Here is a 16,743-nt window from a genome sequence, read left to right as displayed (position 1 = left end):
CTCCTTGTCATATCCGTCGGCTGAGAGCGCGCAGCGCTCGGACGGCGCGTCCGCGGGGCACGACCCGTCGCCTTGGACGGCCGGCTGCGGATTGGTGGATCTCGGCCACGGCCACACAGAAGACGAGCCCTGCCTGATGGCTGATCGAGAGTGAAACGCGCACGACGCCGGCTTTCTCGGCGACCAGAGCGGCACCTCCGGACAGCACCACCAGGGGCTCGGCGGAACGGTCTGCCAGCACCTCGATCTCCGGCCAGGTGAGGCCCTGGCCGAGCCCGCGGCCGAGCGCCTTCGCGACGGCTTCCTTCGCGCAGAAACGCCCGGCCAGGTGCTCGAGGCGCCGTTGCGGACCGAGTGAGTCGGCGTGGCGGAGCTCCGCCGGGGAGAAGACGAGCCGACAACCGCTGTCGCGGTCGGTCAGCCGCGCAATCCTGGAGACCTCCAGGAGGTCGACACCGACCCTGGTTGTGTGGCCGCAGCTGACCGCCTGAGCCGCCGACCCTGAGGTCCTGCTTTGGTGGCGCTTCATGGTGCGAACGCTAGCTGCCGCCTGCAGTGTTATTCAATAGGTTTGAATAATTGGGCTTGGGTGCCGCGCAGGTCTGGCCGAGGTGTCGAGTCGAGGCGGCGGCTGTGGCCTGGGGTTGGTAGTTGACCATGATGGATCGCCGGTCTACAGTTTCGACCTGAATTTCGAAATCTGCTTGCAAAATGCAGGTGCCGTCTGGGTGCCTAGCGGCGGTCGAGCGGGGCACCGGGCTGGTCTGGTGCGGCCCCGCGGGGAGTTGGGGGACTGGTCGGCATGATGAAAGCCAAGTTCGAGGGTGCGACAGGAACCGGCGCACCGACCTGGGGGCAGCAGCTCTTCTGGTCCCACCTCAGGGCCGCCGACCCGCCTGACCAGTGGAACCTGTCCGCACAGTGGCCGCTGGCCGAACCGGTCGCCGTTGCGGACGTGGTCGAGCTGTTGGGAGACCTGGTCGGTTCTCAGCCTGCTCTGCGGACCAGCTTCGCCATCGACGGCGACCAATTGCAGGCGCAGAACATCATCGGCAGTGGTCATGTGGATGTCCTCCTGACGGACGTGAACGGCACCGCTGACCCCGAGCCGACGGCCGAGGCGGTGCGCGTCGCGCTGAAGGCGCTGCCCTTCGACCTTGAAAGCGGGCCCCTCGCCCGGTTCGGTGTGGTGACCGACGGGCCCATCGCATTGACGGTGGTGATTGCCTGTTCACACCTGGTACTGGACTGGTGGGCGTTCCACCACCTGCTCCGAGACGAGTTCTACACACGCGTCGCCGCCTGGCCGGCAGGGCGGGCAGGTCCCGTGGACCTCGCCTCGATCGAGCGCGCCGAACTCGAGAGTACGAGACGCTACCGAATCAAGAGCCGCACTGCCATTGAGCGTTGGCGTACCATCAGCTCGGCCTACCCATCGTCCTCCGACATCTGGCGCCCGGACGCCACTGGACCGGAACTCTCGGTCGTGAGCGTGGTCCTGAGATCCAGTGCGCTGGCCTTCGCCGAGCACACTGTGGCGCGGAGCATCGGGCTCTTCGCCGGTGGATCGCTGCTGCTGTCCGCTGCCGCGGAGTTCGTCTGCGAGGCCGAACGGCGCGATCGAACGGCCTTCAGGGTCGCGGTCTGCAACCGCTTCTCGGCCAAGGACCGGCAGTACGCAGGGATCCTCAACCAATATTCGCTCGTCGGGGTCGAGTCGGGCCGTTCGGGTTTCGTCGAGACGGCCAGGCAGACCGACCAAGCGCTGCTCGCGGCTGTGCACAGCGGCGGGCTCTACGACCCGGCGGAGCTTGAGGCCCTTGAGAGCGAGCGGCTCCGGGACGGTCACGCCACGACGTATTCGTACGACTTCAACGACACTCGCATCGGTGTTGCCCGGCGCCGCGCCCCCTGCGTCCTGGATCGCGTCGGGCCGGCGGACCTCACCTGGGAGGAACCCAGGCGCCGCCCCGCCGCCGTCCTCTTCACCCTGAGTGTCTGGGACGAGGAGGACGCCACCTGTGTCGGTGCGGCCGTGGACACCACCTGGGCTTCGCCGCAGCGCGTCGCCCGGTGGCTGGCAGACACCGAGCTACGAATCCTCAACGCCGCGCGAGCCTGCGAACCGGCTTCCTGAGGGCAATGGCGAACGACAAGAACTGGAGGAATGCACTGTGGACGAGACATCCGACGTCGACGTCGAGGGCCTGATTTCGGAGGAGGTGCTGCGCGAAGCGGTGACGGCAGTGATGTCCAGCGCTCGCGCGGGGATCGAGAACTGCGGCTTCGCGAGCAGGATGGCCGACCTGGGCATGGACAGCCTTGCCCTGGCCGAACTGATCGTCCGGCTGGAGGACGCCACGGGGAGCTTCCTGGAGCTGCGTCCGGTCGTGCGGCTGGACACGCTGGGTGATCTGTGCGCCGCTCTCCACCGCGCTGGGACGTGGCAGTGACCGCCCTCTTCCCCGACGGGACACCGCCGCCCGGGATCTGCGACGAGGAGGGTTTTCTGACGTGGAGCGAACTCCACGACTGCGCGGAGCTCGCCCGTGCACAGATCGCCGCATTGGCCTCCGAGGTCGTCGCAGTCAGGGTGAGCTCCGGACGGCACCTCCTCGTGATGCTGCTGGCCCAGCGGGGACTTGACAAGGACCTTGTCGTTGCCGGGCCGGTCCTGGATCCCGGGGCGCTGCGCGTCACCGGGGCCGGACACCTCCTTCACCTGGATCGGGTGGGACGGCCGTCAGCCGTGGTCGACCTCCCGACAGAGGGCGAACAGCACCGGCCCCCGGGATCGGCTGCGGGCATTTGGGTCTTCTCGTCCGGCACCTCGGGGCATCCGGTGCCGACCCGCCACTGCTGGTCCGGACCCGGCACGGCCGTGTCCGGCCGCTCTTGGCGGCGGGGCGAGTACTGGGGTATCGGCTACGCGCCGTTCACGTTCGCCGGCGTCACAGCCACGCGCCAGGCGCTCGATCGCGCGGACCGGATCGAGTACGTCGACCCCGCGGACCTGCTCGTCGGCGACCACACCTGCGGTGGATTCGACGTGGTGGCCGCGACACCGTCGTTCTGGCGGATCGCCGCCATCTGCGCACGCAGGGACGGTCGCGGCGTCCGCCGGGTGAATACCGTCTCGACGGGCGGCGAACCCGTTGACGACCTGCTGTTGGAGGCCATCGCCACCGTCATCCGTCCAGGCCGTGTCAAGCAGATCTTCGGGACCACCGAGACCGGAACGGTCATCGAGGTCGATGACGGGCGCCCAGGTCTTCCGGCACAGCTGGCGGGCCAACGCCTCCCCACCGGCGCCGCGTTCGACGTCCGGGACGGGATGCTCATCGTGTCGAAGGGGCCGGACGCACCGTTCGTCCACACCGGCGACCGGGTCCGCCTCGAGGCAGGCCGCGTCCTGGTGATCGGCAGGGCGGGCGCGCTGATCAACGTCGGCGGACGGAAGGTCGATCCGGTGACCGTCGCCGGTGCCGTGCAGAGGTTGCCGAGCGTTCTTGCCGCCCGGGCGTACGCGGTCCGAAGCCCGGTTCTCGGCCACGTCGTGGGAGTCGACGTCGTCGTCTCCGGCGAGCAGCCGGCGGACGAGGTAGCCGATCAGGTCAGGGAGTTCAGCCGGCGGCATCTGGACCCGCACGAGCGACCGCAGCGAGTGCGCGTCGTCGAGTCCTTGGCCATCGAGAGATCAGGAAAGCTGCGAACCAGTGAATGAGCGTACTGTTTTCGTTACCGGCGGGTCGCGAGGTATCGGTCTTGCCATTGTCGAGGGCCTTCTGCAGGACGGCTTCAAGGTCGTCGTCATCGCCCGCACGAGGACGGCTGAGTTCGACGGCCTGACGGCCGCGCATCCCGGTCGCGTGGAGTTCCTCCCCGCGGACCTGGGCAGCCGCGCAGGGCAGGACGCCGCGGCACGAGCTCTCCGAGCCTGTCCCACCCTGTTCGGCCTGGTCAACAACGCCGGCCTGGCCGTCTCCGGACTCCATGTCGGGATAGCGCGCGACGAGATGGTGCGGGCCTGGGCGTTGAACGTCGAGGCGCCGATGCAGCTGAGTCAAGCCGCCGTGAAGGCGATGTACCGATCGAGGAGCGGACGGATCATCAATATCTCCTCCATCAGCGCGCACAAGTCCTACCGGGGGCTCGGTGTCTACACTGCGACCAAATCGGCCCTCGAAGGCTTCGCCCGCGTCCTGGCCCTCGAAGTGGGCGGCTGGGGGATCACCGTGAACACCGTGGCGCCCGGGTTCATCGAGACCGAAATGAATGCCGATCTCCCGGCCGAGGTCATGGACCGGATCCGACGGCGCAATCCGTTGTCCCGCAAACCGGCGGGCGCCGACGTCGCGGATGCCGTGCGTTACCTGCTCGGCCCCGGAGGCGACGTCGTGACTGCCCAGGTGCTCAAGGTCGATGCGGGGGCAACGGCATGAACTGCTGCCCCAGGAACGAGGCCGCTGATCAATGACCGCTCTCGGCGAGGAAGTCATCGAGGCGGTGCCGGAGATCGTGGCGAAGGTGCGGAGGGTTCCGGATCGCGCGAGGCAGTTCGAGGTCTCCGCAACAGCCGCAGTCTCGGAGTTCCGCATCGTCCCGGCGCTGCTGGAGCAGCTCAGGAGATTCGGCCTACCGTCGCGGAGGGTCGGCGGTGACGAGCTCTTCGACCGGTACGACCTCCTCAACGTCGCGCTGAACCTGGACATCGGGTCCGCGCAGCGCAAGGTGCTCTCCTGGTGGGCCAGGGAACTGGATCGCCCGTACGGCGATTTTCACACCTACGAGCTGGAATACATTGCGTCATGTCCCGACCCGCGGCACCCCGGAACGTGCGACTACCGTGTGCTGAGGCCTGACCGACCGCGGCTATCGGCAACTCGAAGCGCTCCGGACCCGAGCACCCTGCACCGTGAGTCGTTCACTCTTCCTCGGATCTGGCCGGACCTGCCCCCGGCCGTACAGGAGCTGATCGAGGGTTTCAGCCGGTTGAGCTACCTGCGGCTCCCGCACCCACTCTGCTGGGACGTCGAGTTCATCCTCGCGAGCGGAATCGGCGACTGCGCGGGTATGAGCAGGATCCTCGTGGACGAGGGGCGAAAGCGAGGGCTGGCGGCTCGCTTCAGCTTCGGAAAGTCCTTGACTCCGCCATTCGCCTCGACCCACTACTGGGCGGAGTTCATGGTCGACGGCATCTGGGTTCCGGTTGACCCGCTGCTGAACGGCGCCATGATCGGCTGGGGCCTGTTGAACGCGTCGCGGTGGACCGTCTTCTCGTCACTGGGCGGAATCATGGCCCGGCTGGCGCGGGGAGAACGCGACCTGGTCCTTCATGCGGATGCCCGACACGGCAGTCGCCCGGTGCCGGTGCACCTACGCGCCACTCACCTCACCGGGTAGCTCCGTCGCCGACTAACCGGCGGTCCACTCCCCACGTGGACCGCCGGTGTGAGTGTTCCGAGTCCTGTGAAGTCCTTGGAGCCAGGCCTATGGCGCTGGCCTGCATACCCTGATGAAAATGGCCGAAAACGGCATCGACTGGCGTTCCGGATGCCGTCGGTGATCTTCGCATGTGAGGGCGGGGTTGCCGCCGATCAGCGGTCACTGCCCGGCCCGCCTGTTTCCCGGTCGGGAGTTCGGCCTGGCCAGAGGGATGGGCTGCGGTGGCAATGGGTTCCTGGCCCGGATCCGTACCGTTCCTTGCCGGCCTCGCGGCGTATTCTCCCGTCCCGGCCGAACACCTGGTCGCCGGCGGCTACGTCGGGCCAACGATGTGGGCTCTGCGCACCCGCCGCTGACGCGGCGGGTGCGCAGAGCCCACGTCAAGCATGTCCTCACCGCCGGACCAGTCCAGCAATCCGCTTCACGCTCCTGAGCCAGATTCGAGTAGCACCATCGGTTTCCGGTCGCGCGCGTCGCGCTGGACCTGGACATCGACAAGGAGTCCCTGCGGAACCGGGCCGCCAGTCCGCGTCGACCGCAACCTCACCGCCGAGTGGCCCGACCTGGACGAAACGGAGAGACGGTGCTGCGGTGGCGGATCAAGAAGGCCGGCCGGAGGGGCGCGGCACCGCGTGAACGAGGGTGGCGGCGAGCCCGACACGGTCTGCGTGGCCACGCGCGCCGAGTGTCCTCGGCGTTGCGGGGCCGCTCAGCCGTTAATGCCCGTGTATCCGCGCAGGGCGCGGTTCCACAGCAGGCGGGAGACCAGGTACGCCACCACCCCGACCGCCGGTGATGCGGCCGCGACGGCAGCGGGAACCCCGAGGCCGGCGGTGTTGCCGGTCAGCACGCCGGTCGGTAGATACGCGATGAACGCCAGCGGCAGCACGAAGGTGAATGCCCAGCCGACCGCTCTCGGCAGCACTTTCAGCGGATAGTTGCCGAATGTGCTCATGAGCTCGGCCGTCCAGTAGCTCCACTGCACGGCCGCCGGGAATCTGAAGTGCAGACAGGAGAGCGTCGTGTAGACGGCGGCCTCCAGCAGCGTGCCGCCTGCCAGGGCCGCCGCGGTGTACAGGATCCGGGCCGGAGTCCAGGGCACGTCGAAACTCAGCACCGCGGCGACGAACAGCGACACTCCGACGATCAGGTCGCCGAACGCGTTGGAGGGGAACGTGGCGAGCTGGACCTGGCGGTAGACCGGCAGCGGCCGAAGCAGCAGCGCGTCCAGATTGCCTTCCTGGACGAATTCAGCCAGCGTGGCGATCCGGCCGAAGAACAGCCAGAACAGGGCGTGGCTGAGCATGCGCAGGGCCACGATCATCAGCACGGCATGCGCCGGCCAGCCGCCCATCCCCGGGAAGCGTCCAAGGACGACCGAGGCGAAGACGATGACCGACGTCTGGTAGACGGCGCCGAACAGCACGTTGACCAGGAATTCGCCGCGGTAGTCGAGGCTGGCCCGGAACGTGAGCGCGACAATTCTCGCGGTGACTCGGAGGCGGGCGAGCGCCGGGTGCATGGTCATCCCCCCTGGGACTGGATCTTGTCGGACGCATTGCGCCACAGCAGCCTGGTCAACGTGGTGAGGACAGCGATCCAGGCGAGCTGCAGCGCGATCTGCTCAGGAAGCTCCTGCACGGGCATCCGGCCGGTGTAGAAGGAGAGCGGGACGTTGAGTGTCGCCTGGAAGGGCATCAGAGAGCTGAACAGTTGGAACCACTGGGGGAAGAACCACAGCGGTGCCAGAGCCCCGGACAGCAAGGCCTGGACGAACTCCAGGATCGCGACGACGGCCCCGTTCTTGACCATCCAGAAGCACATCTGGTCGACCAGCAGGCCCAGTTGGTAGACCACGACCTGCCCCAGCAGCGCGGTCACCGCAAAGGCCGCGGCGGCGCTGCTCGAGGCCGGTGCCGTCAACAGACCGACGGCCAGGCAGACGACGTAGACGACGGCGGCGCGGGCGAGGCCGTAGCAGCGGTCCCCGACGGCGCGGACCAAGCAGTAGCGCCGCGCGGCCATCGGCCGCAGGAACCAGTAGATGATGGTCCCCGACCCCACATGCTGGTAGACGGTGTCCCGGGCGATCCACCGGTCCGTCTCGTTGATCTGCGTGATCAGCACGGAGAGGATCGCGAAGGCGAGCGCCTGCGTGCGTGTCAGCCCGGCGCTCTGTGCCGTGCCCCGGTACAGAGCCGACCAGAGCCAGTGGACGAGGAGAACGCTGACGGTCAGTCGCACCGCCCGGGCGGCTATCCGTCCAGGAGAATGGACGTCACCGAGCGCGGTGATCACTGCGACCCCGGCGAGGCGGGGGAGGGCGTTGCGGACGGTCCGAACGCCGCTTGCCACGGAGGTGCTCATGCCGTCCTCACGCCGGGGCGGGCATCGAGGTAGGCGGCCCGCAGGACCTGCTCCAGATCCTCCTGTTCGATGGAGATGTCGGTCACCTCGTAGCGCTCGATGATCCGGCCGAGGGCCTCGTGCGGCGACAGGACGTCGGCTCCCTGAAGGGGTTCGAAGACCGTCCGCGAGCCTTCGCTGCGGACGACGGCGAGCCCTCGGGGGCAGCCTGCGGCGCCGTCGCGGCGGTGCGTGCCCACGACCGTCGCATGGACCTGCCAGCCGCTGCCGAACCGCTGCCGCATGTGCTCCAGCGTGCCGTCGAGCACCACCCGGCCGTGGTTGACGATCACTACGCGCCCGGCCAACCGCTCCACTTCGGAAACGTCGTGGGTGGTGAGCAGGACGGTGCGCCCGCGCTGCTCCACCTCGTGTCGCAGCAGTGCCCTGACCTTCTCCTTCACCACGATGTCCATGCCGATCGTCGGTTCGTCGAGGAAGAGTACGGGTGGGTCGTGGAGCAGGGCGGCCGACAGGTCGCACAGCACCCGCTGGCCGAGCGAAAGGTGACGGACCCGCGTGTTCCAGAACGCCGAGATGCCGAGCAGGCTGTCGAGTTCGGCCAAGCGAGCCGCGTGCGCGCTGGCCCCGACGCCGTAGATGTCCCGGAGGATCCGGAAGGACTCCCGCGCCGGAAGGTCCCACCACAGCTGCGTGCGCTGCCCGAAGACGGCACCGATGTTCCGGGCGTTCGCCTCGCGTGCCAGGTACGGTACGACTCCGCCGACGACGGCCGAGCCGGCTGACGGCGTGAGAATGCCCGTGAGCATCTTGATGGTGGTCGACTTCCCGGCACCGTTCGGTCCGAGAAGCGCCAGCAACTCGCCCTGCTCCACGGCGAACGACACGTCTTCGACCGCCCTCCTGACTTCGTACTCCGGTGCCAGCAGCGCTCGGAGGCCGCCGCGGACGCCGGGCTTTCGTACGACCGAGCGGAACGTTTTGACCAGTCCTCGGGCTTCGATCGCGGGCATGAGGAATCACCGCCTCGTCGTATGGGGCACGGCGGTGCGACTCGGGCACCATCCGTGCGAAACAGGCTCCTGCCGCACGTCGGGGCAGGATGGGGAAGGAACCGGTGGGCGAGACTACCGGCCGATGGCGACGACAGCGCCGGTCTTTCGCGCCTCCTCCGCAGCCCACACCACCCGGTGCGAGTCCAACGAGGCGGACGCGTCCGATCTGATGTGGGAGCGGTCTCCCGTGGCCACCGCGTCGAGGAAGCCCTCGATCATGGCCTCGTCGCCGCCGCCGTGCCCGTCGGGGAGTGTGGATCCCGCACTGCTGCGGGTGAGGATGACGCTGTCCGTGTCGGTCACGAAGTCGGTGATCCGAAGCCGCACGCCGTTCCCCTCGATCTGTCCCCTGGTACCGAAGAGCCGGGTCTTGCGGTGCTCCAGCCGGGTGAAGGCGCTCATGGTGAATGAGGCGGTGGCACCACTCCCGAACTCCATGGTCACCACCTGGTGGTCCACGACGTCGTTGTCGCAGCGGTACACGCAACGTCCGTAAGGGCTGTTTCGCAGGTCCGCCAGGACACCCTGCTCGGTGCGTTCCGGCGTCACCGGACTCAGTGGCCAGTACTCCCGGCGTTCGTCGCCGAGGCAGCGGAGGTAGATCCGCTTGGCCGAGTACGGGCACGACTCCTCCACCTGGCAGTCCAGGCAGTTCTCTGTCGACCCGGCCGGGGCGTTGCCGCTGTGGAAGTGCATCAGCGAGCCGAACGAGGACACCCGAGTCGGCACCTGGCCGATCACGTGGATCAGCCAGTCGATGTCGTGGCTTGACTTGGACAGCAGCATCGGGGAGGACCCGGCCTCGCTGTTCCAGTTGCCCCGTACGAACGAGTGCGCCTGGTGCCACCAGCCCACCGATTCCAGGTGCTCCACCGAGACGATGTCGCCTATCCGGCCCGAGTCGAGGGCTTCTTTCAGCGCACGGGTGTACGGGGTGTAACGCAGCATGTGGCAGACGGCGAGGATTACGCCTGCGCGTTCGGCGGCCTCCACGATCACCCGACTGTCCACCTCGCTCGGTGCCATCGGCTTCTCGAGCAGCAGGTGGCAGCCCATCTCGGCGAACGTGACTGCAGGACCGAGGTGGTCCTGGTCCTGGGTGGCGATCACCAAGGCGTCAGCAGGGCGGCCGGCGGCCGCCATCGATTGCCAGTCAGGGAACACGGCTGCGGCCGGCACGCCGAACTCGGCCGCTGCCGCGGCCCGTACGGCTTCCCGCGGCTCGGCGATCGCGGTGATGCGGGCGCCGTGGCTTGCGGCGAGCCTGGCGTAGCCGAGGCCCCGTGTGCCCAGCCCTGCGACTGCCAGTGCCACGGGCCTTCGGCCGGCGCTCACCGGGCTGTTCCGCAGGGAGTCGCGGGCAATTCGACGGGGTGCGCGTGCGGTTCGGCGATCAGGCAGGGAAGCACGTGTAGGGTCCTTCAGCTTAGCGAGATTATTAAAGATGGCTGCATTAATAATCGACGGCAGGTTTGCCTGTCAAGGGGATCGCACGGGTGGCTCGCCCGCTCCGTCGTCTGCTGCGGCGCGGGGGCGGCGGTCGCAGAAGATGGCACTTTGCGACGGGCGGAGTCGGGCGTCGGGCGGGGCCGGTAGCCCAGTGCCCGGCTTGCATCTGCGTGGTCGGCGCAGGGCTCTCCCTGCGGTTAATTATAAAAATAGTTTGAATATCTACCCGCTGATCGGCTAGCTTGAGCCATACCCGCAGCGACACGAGGGATGTGAGCGCCATGCCCGACCCGCCAACCCCCGCGCCATCGCCGGCAGTGCCGGGGACCTTCACCGCGCGGCTCAAGAACGCGCTGGTGGGCGACCCGGAGGCCAGGTTCGTCCACCTCAACAACTTCGAGGTCGAGCGGTTCTGGGCGGAGGGTGAGCCCGGGCTCCCCGGCGCCGGGATGTCGTTCGCCCCGGCCACCGTCAACCGGATCGAGGAAGTGGGACTGTGCCTCGCCGCGCAGGGTGATTTCGTCGTCCTCAAGGAGATGCCGGACCCCGGCTACGCGGCCTATCTGTCGAACCTCGGGCTCCTCGCGGCAACCGTGCTGACGGTCGACGGGAACAATCCATCGCGCACGGTGACGCAGGACGCGCTGGACTCCCCGCGGTTGCTCGAAACCCTGCGGGCGCTCAACGACGGCCGCACCTACCTCGCCCCGATGGGCGTTTCGGTCCTCGAAGAACGCCTCGCTGCGGCATCGGGTCTCCCGCTCGCGGGTGCCGGCTCCGCGGTGGCCAGGCAGGTGAACGGCAAGATCTACAGCCGGGACCTGGTCGACGCGCTCGGTCTGACGCCTGTACCCGGGACGGTGTGCCGAACGGTCCGGGAACTGGCACGGGCGCTGGAAGAGGCCTTCGCAGACCCGTCGGCCCGGCTCGTCGTGAAGGAATCACTGGGTGTGTCGGGTCGAGGCATGGTCGTCCTGGACGGCTCGCAGCGCGGCGAACGGCTGATCCGGATGATTTCCCGCCGCAGTTCGACCGACGATCGCCTTCCGGTGGTGGTCGAGCACTGGTTGGAGAAGCGGGCGGACCTCAACTATCAGTTCCTGGTGGGACGGGACGGCGGCACCGCGTTCGAGACCGTCAAACTGGCACTGACCCAGAACGGGGTCCACCGTGGTCACGTCTTCCCGGCCGGTCTCGGCCCGCAGGACACAGCGGTGCTGGAGAACGCGGCCGAGCGCATCGGCGAGGCGCTGCACGCATCCGGTTTCCACGGCTTGGTCGGTGTCGACGCCCTGCTCGGTGCCGACGGAGTCCTCTACCCGTGCCTGGAGATCAACGCCAGATTCAACATGGCTACCTTCCAGAACCGGATCGCCGAGGAGCTGATCCCGCCCGGGGCTCACGTCCTGGCCACCCAGCTCGAACTGCGGCCCACCCGGACGGTCGGGTTCGAGGAGGTGCGGTCGGCGCTTGACGGCCTCCTCCTGGATTCGAAAGAGCACGTCCGAGGAGGCGCCCGCGGCGTACTGATCAACAACTTTGCCACCCTCAATGCGGCCCTACTGGCCGACGACCAGCAGTACGGCCGGCTGTACGCCCTGGTCGTCGGTGACGACGAGGCCGACACCCTGCGCCGACTGGCGCGATTGGAGGACGTCATGCAAGGGCTGGTGACCCCTTGACCCCCGGCCACATCGACTGGACCGGAATCGCCGAGGAGTACGGCACGCCGACGTACGTGTACGACGGCGACTGGCTCGTCGACAACTTCCGCCGCCTGCGCAGTGCCCTGCACCCTGCGCTGGAGGTCTTCTTCTCGCTGAAGTCGAACCCTAACCGCGGGGTCTACGACGTCCTGCGCTCAGCCGGCGCCAGGGCGGAGGTCTCCTCGCTCGCGGAGCTGGAGCTCGTCCTGCGGGCCGGTACGGATCCCGAGAACATCATGTTTCTGGGCCCCGGCAAGAGTGCGCGGGAGATCGCTCGATGCATCGACGCGGGTGTGTACGCGGTCGTCTGCGAGTCGTTCACGGAGTTGGCGGCGATCGACCGCGCGGCCGAGGCCGTCGGTCGCCGGATTCGAGTGCTCCTCCGGATCAATCCGCCCTTCTCGGTGGCGGGCTCCCGGCTGACAATGGGAGGGAAACCGACCCAGTTCGGCATCGATGAGGAAGCGGTCCTCAGCTGTTCCCCGTTCCTGGAACGGTTGACGAACACCGATGTCGCAGGCATTCAGGTCTACCTGGGCACCCGGATCCTGGATCCGTCGGTCATCGTCCGGAACACCGCCTACGTGTTGGACCTGGCCAGGCGCGTCAAGGAGGCGACAGGCATCAGGCTGGATGCCGTGGACGTGGGTGGGGGCCTCGGCGTCGCCTACTTCGACGGCGAGCGTGACCTCGACCTGGCGGAGCTCACCGAGGGCCTGAACCCGCTGATCGAGGAGTTCGCCACAGCCCAGCCGGAGACCAGGCTGATCATGGAATCGGGCCGATTCCTGGTCGCCGGGTGCGGCACCTACCTCGTGCGCGTGCGCTACACGAAGAAATCGATGGGACAGAGCTACGCCGTTGTCGACGGCGGGACTCACCACCACATGGCGGCCGTGGGCATCGGCTCCTTCGTGAAGCGCAACTTCCCGATCGCCGAACTCTCCCGTGGGGGAGCGGGCGAGGCACCTGTGGAGTCCTGGAACATCGCCGGGCCGCTGTGCACCCCGAACGACACCATCGCCAAGGGCGTGGCACTGCGGAAAGACCTGGAACCGGGGGACCTCATCGGCGTCCGGCGTTCGGGTGCCTACGGCCCGACCGCCTCACCCACCCTGTTCCTCAGCCACGGCTACCCGGGCGAGGTTGTGGTCCTGCGCGGCAGGACCTACCTGGTCCGAGCGCCGGACACCACCGAGGACATCCTCTCCCGCCAGTCCACCCACGCTGATCTGGCCCGGGCGGCCGAACCGCCCCATCGACCCGCACTGACAAGGAGACACAACGATGACGAAGGACCTGACCGACAAGACGATGACCTTGGTTCACGAGGTCCTCGTGGAGACGCTGATGCGAGACCTGCCGGAGCTGACCGCTGAGACCCGCCTGTTCAACGACCTCGCCCTGGACTCGACGAACGTCATCGAGCTCCTGATGATTCTGGAAGACCGGGTCGGACTGCAGATCGACGCCGACGAGCTGACACCTGAAGTCTTCGACACCGTCGGTTCGTTCGGCATGTTCGTCGAGACACGTCTGGCGGACCACGCGGTCTCGGACCGGTAGTACCCTCGCTCGCCCACCGGCTCGGACGTCGTCCGACTGCAGACCGGGCCGACCGGTCCACTCAGTGATGCTCCGCAGACCGGGTCGCCCGCCCGGTCCCGCGGGAACCGCGAGCAGCCGCCGAAGGACAGCCACCTCGACACAGCCGGATGCCGGCGTCGCACACTTCTCCGGACCGCGACGCCGGCATCCTCTGTCATTTCTTCGCAACCCACGGCGCTCCACCTTCTTGCAGCTCACGGTTGCTGGCGAGCGCGACGCGGAGCCGGCAGCGGACGAGCTGTGCGGCCGGCGAGTGCCGATGGCCGCTGTTCGGCCGGCGGCCTGGTACCGCTGCTCGACGATGGGGCCGGCGACCCAGCGAACGTCTCAGCCCACTGGATGATCGATTCCGAGGGGTTCAGCGATCACCTGCAGCTATAAGGGCAAGTGTCTGCTGGAGGTTGTACTCGGCGATCCCCGACATCGTGTCGCGGTCGGGAAAGTCTCCGTCCGGGAGCCGTAGTGGTCCGGCGACGAGGGACAGCCGCATCGCCGGCGTGTAGAAGGCCGGACGCTGTTCATCGAGGGCGCTGTCGGCCGGCAACCGGTAGTGCTCGCCGAATCGGATCCGTAGGAATGCGTGCTCCCATATGGACGGGTCCGTACTCCGAACGCGCATGCACGGTGGCGGCCAGTTCGTGAACCACCTGCTCCAGATGCTCGCGGACCCGTCCGATCCGGGTGTCGCGCAGGGCGGCCTTGCCGAAGCACGGGCCGGTGTGCCGTTGCACGACGTCGAGGGCCACGGCCAGGAGCGCCACGGTTGGTTCCGCGTGGTGCGGGTCGCGCCGGAGTGCTCCGAGGTTTTCTCCGGGCACGTCCTCGACGACCGCGGGGTAGCGGCTCCGGCTCGGGTCGGCCAGACGAATCCGGGGTGTGCGGATCCCGAGAACATCCAGGGTCCTGGTGGCTGCCTGGAACAGATCGATGCCGGAGGCGTGCGAGAACGGATCGGCGTGATCGGCATGCGTGGAGGGCCAGTAGTTCTCGCCTTCGTCCCAGATGCAGACGATCGCGGTCGTGTCGTCGTCGCAGGCAAGGCGGCGCACGCCACCGGGTCGACGCCCCCGGCTCGCCCGCACCTACGCGGTCTTCACCACCCGCCACATGGGGAACGGCCAGGCCACCTCTCCCTGATGACCTGTGGCACGCCGTTGGTCGAGAACGCTGCGGCTACGGAGAGACCCGTCGGCCGGCGGTGCCCGCCCGGGCACCGCCGGCCGGTGTCAGTGCTTGCGGCGTCGCCCTCGTCGCCGTCGCAGGTTGCCGTGGTGGCCGGGGCGAGGGATGCGGAAGTGGAGCCGATCGCGGCGTGGTCGTCCGAGTGCTCGTCGGAGCGGCTGGGCGGCGGTGAGGCCGGTGCGGTGCTGGGGCCCGAGGGAGTGGGTGTGGTGAACAGGTCGGCGGCGGGCTTGCCGGTGGGGGCGGTGCCGCCGGCGCCGAGCTGGACGCGAACGTCGGCGCCGGTACCGGTGGCACTGATCGACAGGTGTGCTGTGGTGTCGGTCAGCGGAGCGCCGTTGGTGGCGAAGGAGCCGGTGGCGGCCTTGTCGTCGTGCTTGACGTTGCTGATCATGACGGCGCTGCCCGTACCGGCCGCCAGACACGCGGTAGACGTCGACGCTCCGGCTGACGTCGACGTCCGGGGTGGCGGAGTCGGGCTTGCGGCACTCGACGACGATGCGGTCGCCGCCGGTGCCGAGCGGCAGGTCGATGCGGGCCGCTGTCAGGTGATCGGCGGGTTGGCTGCTCGAGCGGGGCCTGTTGGTGGGGCTAAGGCTTGCTCGTTGAGGGGCAGGAGAGCGGGTTCCGGCCGAGGGCCGGCCGGTTCGGGGGTGCTGTTGGCGCCGAAGAGCCGGGCGTTGAGGTGGTCGAGGGCGAGGCGGGCGGCGCCGAGGGCAACCGCTTCGGTCCCGAGGATGGAGGCAGCGACCTGGGGCGGGTCCAGGCAGAGCTGGTCGAGGTGGGCGCGGACGGGATCGGTGACGGCGTCGCCGGCCCGGGAGAGGCCGCCGCCGATGACCACCAGGTCGGGGTTGACGGTGAGGACCATCGCGGCAAGACCTTGGCTGACGGTGCGGGCGAAGCGGTCCACGAGTTCGACGGCCTCGGGGGCGCCGGACTGGGCTTCTGCGAAGATCCGGGCCGGGTCGGAGGCGTTGCGGATGTCGTTCACGGCGTCTCCGTCCCAGCCCAGGACGGCGAGGGCACCGATCTCGCCGGCCGCGCCGCCGCGGCCGCGGTGCAGGCGCCCGCCGAGCATCATGCCGACTCCGGAACGTCGGCCGGCGATGAGCTGGATGAAGTCGTCGGCGTGCCGCGCGGCGCCGCACCAGTGTTCGGCGAGGGCAGCGAGGTTGGCGTCGTTCTCGACGTGCGCCGGGCAGTCGAACCAGGTGGCGGCTTCGCGGGCGAGGTCGAGACCGGTCCACTCGGGCAGCGGGGTGGACAGACGGATCCGGCCGGCGCCGTCGATGACGGCGGGGACGCCGAGGCAGAGGCCGCGCAGGCGGGCGGCGGGGTGTTCGGCGAGGAGGTCGGCGGCGAGTGTGCGCAGGGCGGCGGAGCGTTCGGCGGCGTCCAGGGGCTGGGGCAGGTCGGCACGCCGGGTGGCGACGACGGTGCCGTCGAGGTCGGCCAGCAGGAGGGTGGTTTTGGTGACGCCGACGTCGATGCCGAGGACGTGTCCGGCTTCGGCCCGGAAGCGGTAGCGGCGGGCGGGTCGGCCGATGGCCTTCTCGGGGGCGATCTCCTCAGTCCAGCCGTTCTCGCCGAGTTCCTCGAGGACGGCGTCGACGGTCTGCCGGGAAAGTGAAGCGGCCTTGCCTATCTGGGACTGGGTCATGGGCTGGGCGCTGCGCAGGACGCGCAGGACGGCCTCGGTGTTGAGCCGCCGCAGCAGGGTGGGGTCGCCGCCGGTGAGGGCAGTGCCGTTCACAGGACCTCGCTTCAGGATGTGGAACGCCCCCTGCGTTCCTGCCGCCATGTTATGCCGAAACGTTACGGAAAGCAATTACGTAATGCCTTGACGGCTTGGCGTCCGGGGGAGCATGCTCTGACTTACGCAAGAAGTCGCCATAACTCCTTGCGTAGTCTCGACAACGTGCAGGGTT

16 protein-coding genes are annotated in these 16,743 nt (G+C 68.5%); 8 read left to right on the top strand and 8 right to left on the bottom strand.

Annotated elements, in window-relative coordinates:
- Positions 1-7: 7 nt before the first annotated feature.
- A complete protein-coding gene (gene acpS, locus ABEB06_RS05980) occupies positions 8-529 on the bottom strand; it encodes a holo-ACP synthase (RefSeq protein ID WP_345695730.1) in 522 nt (173 codons plus the stop codon).
- Between the two features lie 273 nt (positions 530-802).
- Here acpS and ABEB06_RS05975 point away from each other — a divergent pair, with 273 nt between their 5' ends.
- The 5 genes from ABEB06_RS05975 to ABEB06_RS05955 are packed head-to-tail and all read left to right on the top strand — an operon-like array spanning position 803 to position 5,403.
- Entirely contained in the window at positions 803-2,137 is a 1,335-nt protein-coding gene (locus tag ABEB06_RS05975; protein WP_345695729.1) for a condensation domain-containing protein, read from the top strand.
- 37 nt (positions 2,138-2,174) lie between these two features.
- Positions 2,175-2,453: an acyl carrier protein gene (locus tag ABEB06_RS05970; protein WP_345695728.1), complete on the top strand. Its 279-nt coding sequence runs from the start codon at positions 2,175-2,177 to the stop codon at positions 2,451-2,453.
- Positions 2,450-3,724, top strand: coding sequence for an AMP-binding enzyme (locus ABEB06_RS05965; RefSeq protein ID WP_345695727.1), 1,275 nt, complete (start codon positions 2,450-2,452; stop codon positions 3,722-3,724). Before ABEB06_RS05970 ends, ABEB06_RS05965 begins: the two co-directional genes overlap by 4 nt.
- Entirely contained in the window at positions 3,717-4,442 is a 726-nt protein-coding gene (locus ABEB06_RS05960; RefSeq protein WP_345695726.1) for an SDR family NAD(P)-dependent oxidoreductase, read from the top strand. Before ABEB06_RS05965 ends, ABEB06_RS05960 begins: the two co-directional genes overlap by 8 nt.
- 31 nt (positions 4,443-4,473) lie before the next feature.
- On the top strand, positions 4,474-5,403 hold the full coding sequence (locus ABEB06_RS05955; protein ID WP_345695725.1) for a transglutaminase-like domain-containing protein: 930 nt from the start codon (positions 4,474-4,476) through the stop codon (positions 5,401-5,403).
- A gap of 751 nt (positions 5,404-6,154) precedes the next feature.
- Here ABEB06_RS05955 and ABEB06_RS05950 read toward each other — a convergent pair.
- From ABEB06_RS05950 to ABEB06_RS05935, 4 genes are all read right to left on the bottom strand, one after another.
- Positions 6,155-6,973, bottom strand: a complete 819-nt coding sequence (locus ABEB06_RS05950) for an ABC transporter permease (RefSeq protein WP_345695724.1) — start codon at positions 6,971-6,973, stop codon at positions 6,155-6,157.
- Entirely contained in the window at positions 6,970-7,812 is an 843-nt protein-coding gene (locus ABEB06_RS05945) for an ABC transporter permease (RefSeq protein WP_345695723.1), read from the bottom strand. The genes ABEB06_RS05950 and ABEB06_RS05945 overlap by 4 nt, the downstream gene beginning before the upstream one ends.
- Entirely contained in the window at positions 7,809-8,825 is a 1,017-nt protein-coding gene (locus tag ABEB06_RS05940; protein ID WP_345695722.1) for an ABC transporter ATP-binding protein, read from the bottom strand. Before ABEB06_RS05940 ends, ABEB06_RS05945 begins: the two co-directional genes overlap by 4 nt.
- A 114-nt stretch (positions 8,826-8,939) precedes the next feature.
- The gene (locus tag ABEB06_RS05935; protein WP_345695721.1) at positions 8,940-10,202 is read right to left on the bottom strand and encodes a Gfo/Idh/MocA family protein; all 1,263 of its coding nucleotides are present in this window, start codon (positions 10,200-10,202) and stop codon (positions 8,940-8,942) included.
- Between the two features lie 395 nt (positions 10,203-10,597).
- Between ABEB06_RS05935 and ABEB06_RS05930 the strand changes: the two genes are divergently transcribed.
- Genes ABEB06_RS05930 through ABEB06_RS05920 form a run of 3 tightly spaced genes read left to right on the top strand, consistent with a single transcriptional unit; the run spans position 10,598 to position 13,588 of the window.
- Entirely contained in the window at positions 10,598-11,998 is a 1,401-nt protein-coding gene (locus ABEB06_RS05930; RefSeq protein WP_345695720.1) for a preATP grasp domain-containing protein, read from the top strand.
- Positions 11,995-13,401: a type III PLP-dependent enzyme gene (locus tag ABEB06_RS05925; RefSeq protein WP_345695719.1), complete on the top strand. Its 1,407-nt coding sequence runs from the start codon at positions 11,995-11,997 to the stop codon at positions 13,399-13,401. The genes ABEB06_RS05930 and ABEB06_RS05925 overlap by 4 nt, the downstream gene beginning before the upstream one ends.
- A complete protein-coding gene (locus ABEB06_RS05920) occupies positions 13,373-13,588 on the top strand; it encodes a phosphopantetheine-binding protein (protein WP_345695718.1) in 216 nt (71 codons plus the stop codon). Before ABEB06_RS05925 ends, ABEB06_RS05920 begins: the two co-directional genes overlap by 29 nt.
- A 560-nt stretch (positions 13,589-14,148) precedes the next feature.
- Here the strand turns inward: ABEB06_RS05920 and ABEB06_RS05915 are convergent.
- The 3 genes from ABEB06_RS05915 to ABEB06_RS05905 form a co-directional block, all read right to left on the bottom strand.
- Positions 14,149-14,679, bottom strand: coding sequence for a hypothetical protein (locus tag ABEB06_RS05915; RefSeq protein ID WP_345695717.1), 531 nt, complete (start codon positions 14,677-14,679; stop codon positions 14,149-14,151).
- Positions 14,680-14,723: 44 nt separating this feature from the next.
- Positions 14,724-15,206 carry a hypothetical protein gene (locus ABEB06_RS05910; RefSeq protein ID WP_345695716.1) on the bottom strand — a complete coding sequence of 161 codons (483 nt, stop codon included), beginning with the start codon at positions 15,204-15,206 and terminating at the stop codon, positions 14,724-14,726.
- Between the two features lie 150 nt (positions 15,207-15,356).
- Positions 15,357-16,568, bottom strand: coding sequence for an ROK family transcriptional regulator (locus ABEB06_RS05905; protein ID WP_345695715.1), 1,212 nt, complete (start codon positions 16,566-16,568; stop codon positions 15,357-15,359).
- Between the last annotated feature and the right edge of the window lie 175 nt (positions 16,569-16,743).

Origin of the sequence: Kitasatospora terrestris, from assembly GCF_039542905.1 — a bacterium.
GTDB lineage: Bacteria > Actinomycetota > Actinomycetes > Streptomycetales > Streptomycetaceae > Kitasatospora > Kitasatospora terrestris.
Note: the sequence above shows the minus strand (reverse complement) of the source record. Positions and strands in the feature narration are given on the sequence as shown.

Coding starts and splice junctions, on each gene's coding strand:
- ABEB06_RS05945 (WP_345695723.1), bottom strand. CDS start 7,812: ATGAGCACCTCCGTGGCAAGCGGCGTTCGGACCGTCCGCAACGCCCTC.
- ABEB06_RS05975 (WP_345695729.1), top strand. CDS start 803: ATGATGAAAGCCAAGTTCGAGGGTGCGACAGGAACCGGCGCACCGACC.
- ABEB06_RS05940 (WP_345695722.1), bottom strand. CDS start 8,825: ATGCCCGCGATCGAAGCCCGAGGACTGGTCAAAACGTTCCGCTCGGTC.
- ABEB06_RS05955 (WP_345695725.1), top strand. CDS start 4,474: ATGACCGCTCTCGGCGAGGAAGTCATCGAGGCGGTGCCGGAGATCGTG.
- acpS (WP_345695730.1), bottom strand. CDS start 529: ATGAAGCGCCACCAAAGCAGGACCTCAGGGTCGGCGGCTCAGGCGGTC.
- ABEB06_RS05930 (WP_345695720.1), top strand. CDS start 10,598: ATGCCCGACCCGCCAACCCCCGCGCCATCGCCGGCAGTGCCGGGGACC.
- ABEB06_RS05910 (WP_345695716.1), bottom strand. CDS start 15,206: ATGATCAGCAACGTCAAGCACGACGACAAGGCCGCCACCGGCTCCTTC.
- ABEB06_RS05950 (WP_345695724.1), bottom strand. CDS start 6,973: ATGACCATGCACCCGGCGCTCGCCCGCCTCCGAGTCACCGCGAGAATT.
- ABEB06_RS05920 (WP_345695718.1), top strand. CDS start 13,373: ATGCGAGACCTGCCGGAGCTGACCGCTGAGACCCGCCTGTTCAACGAC.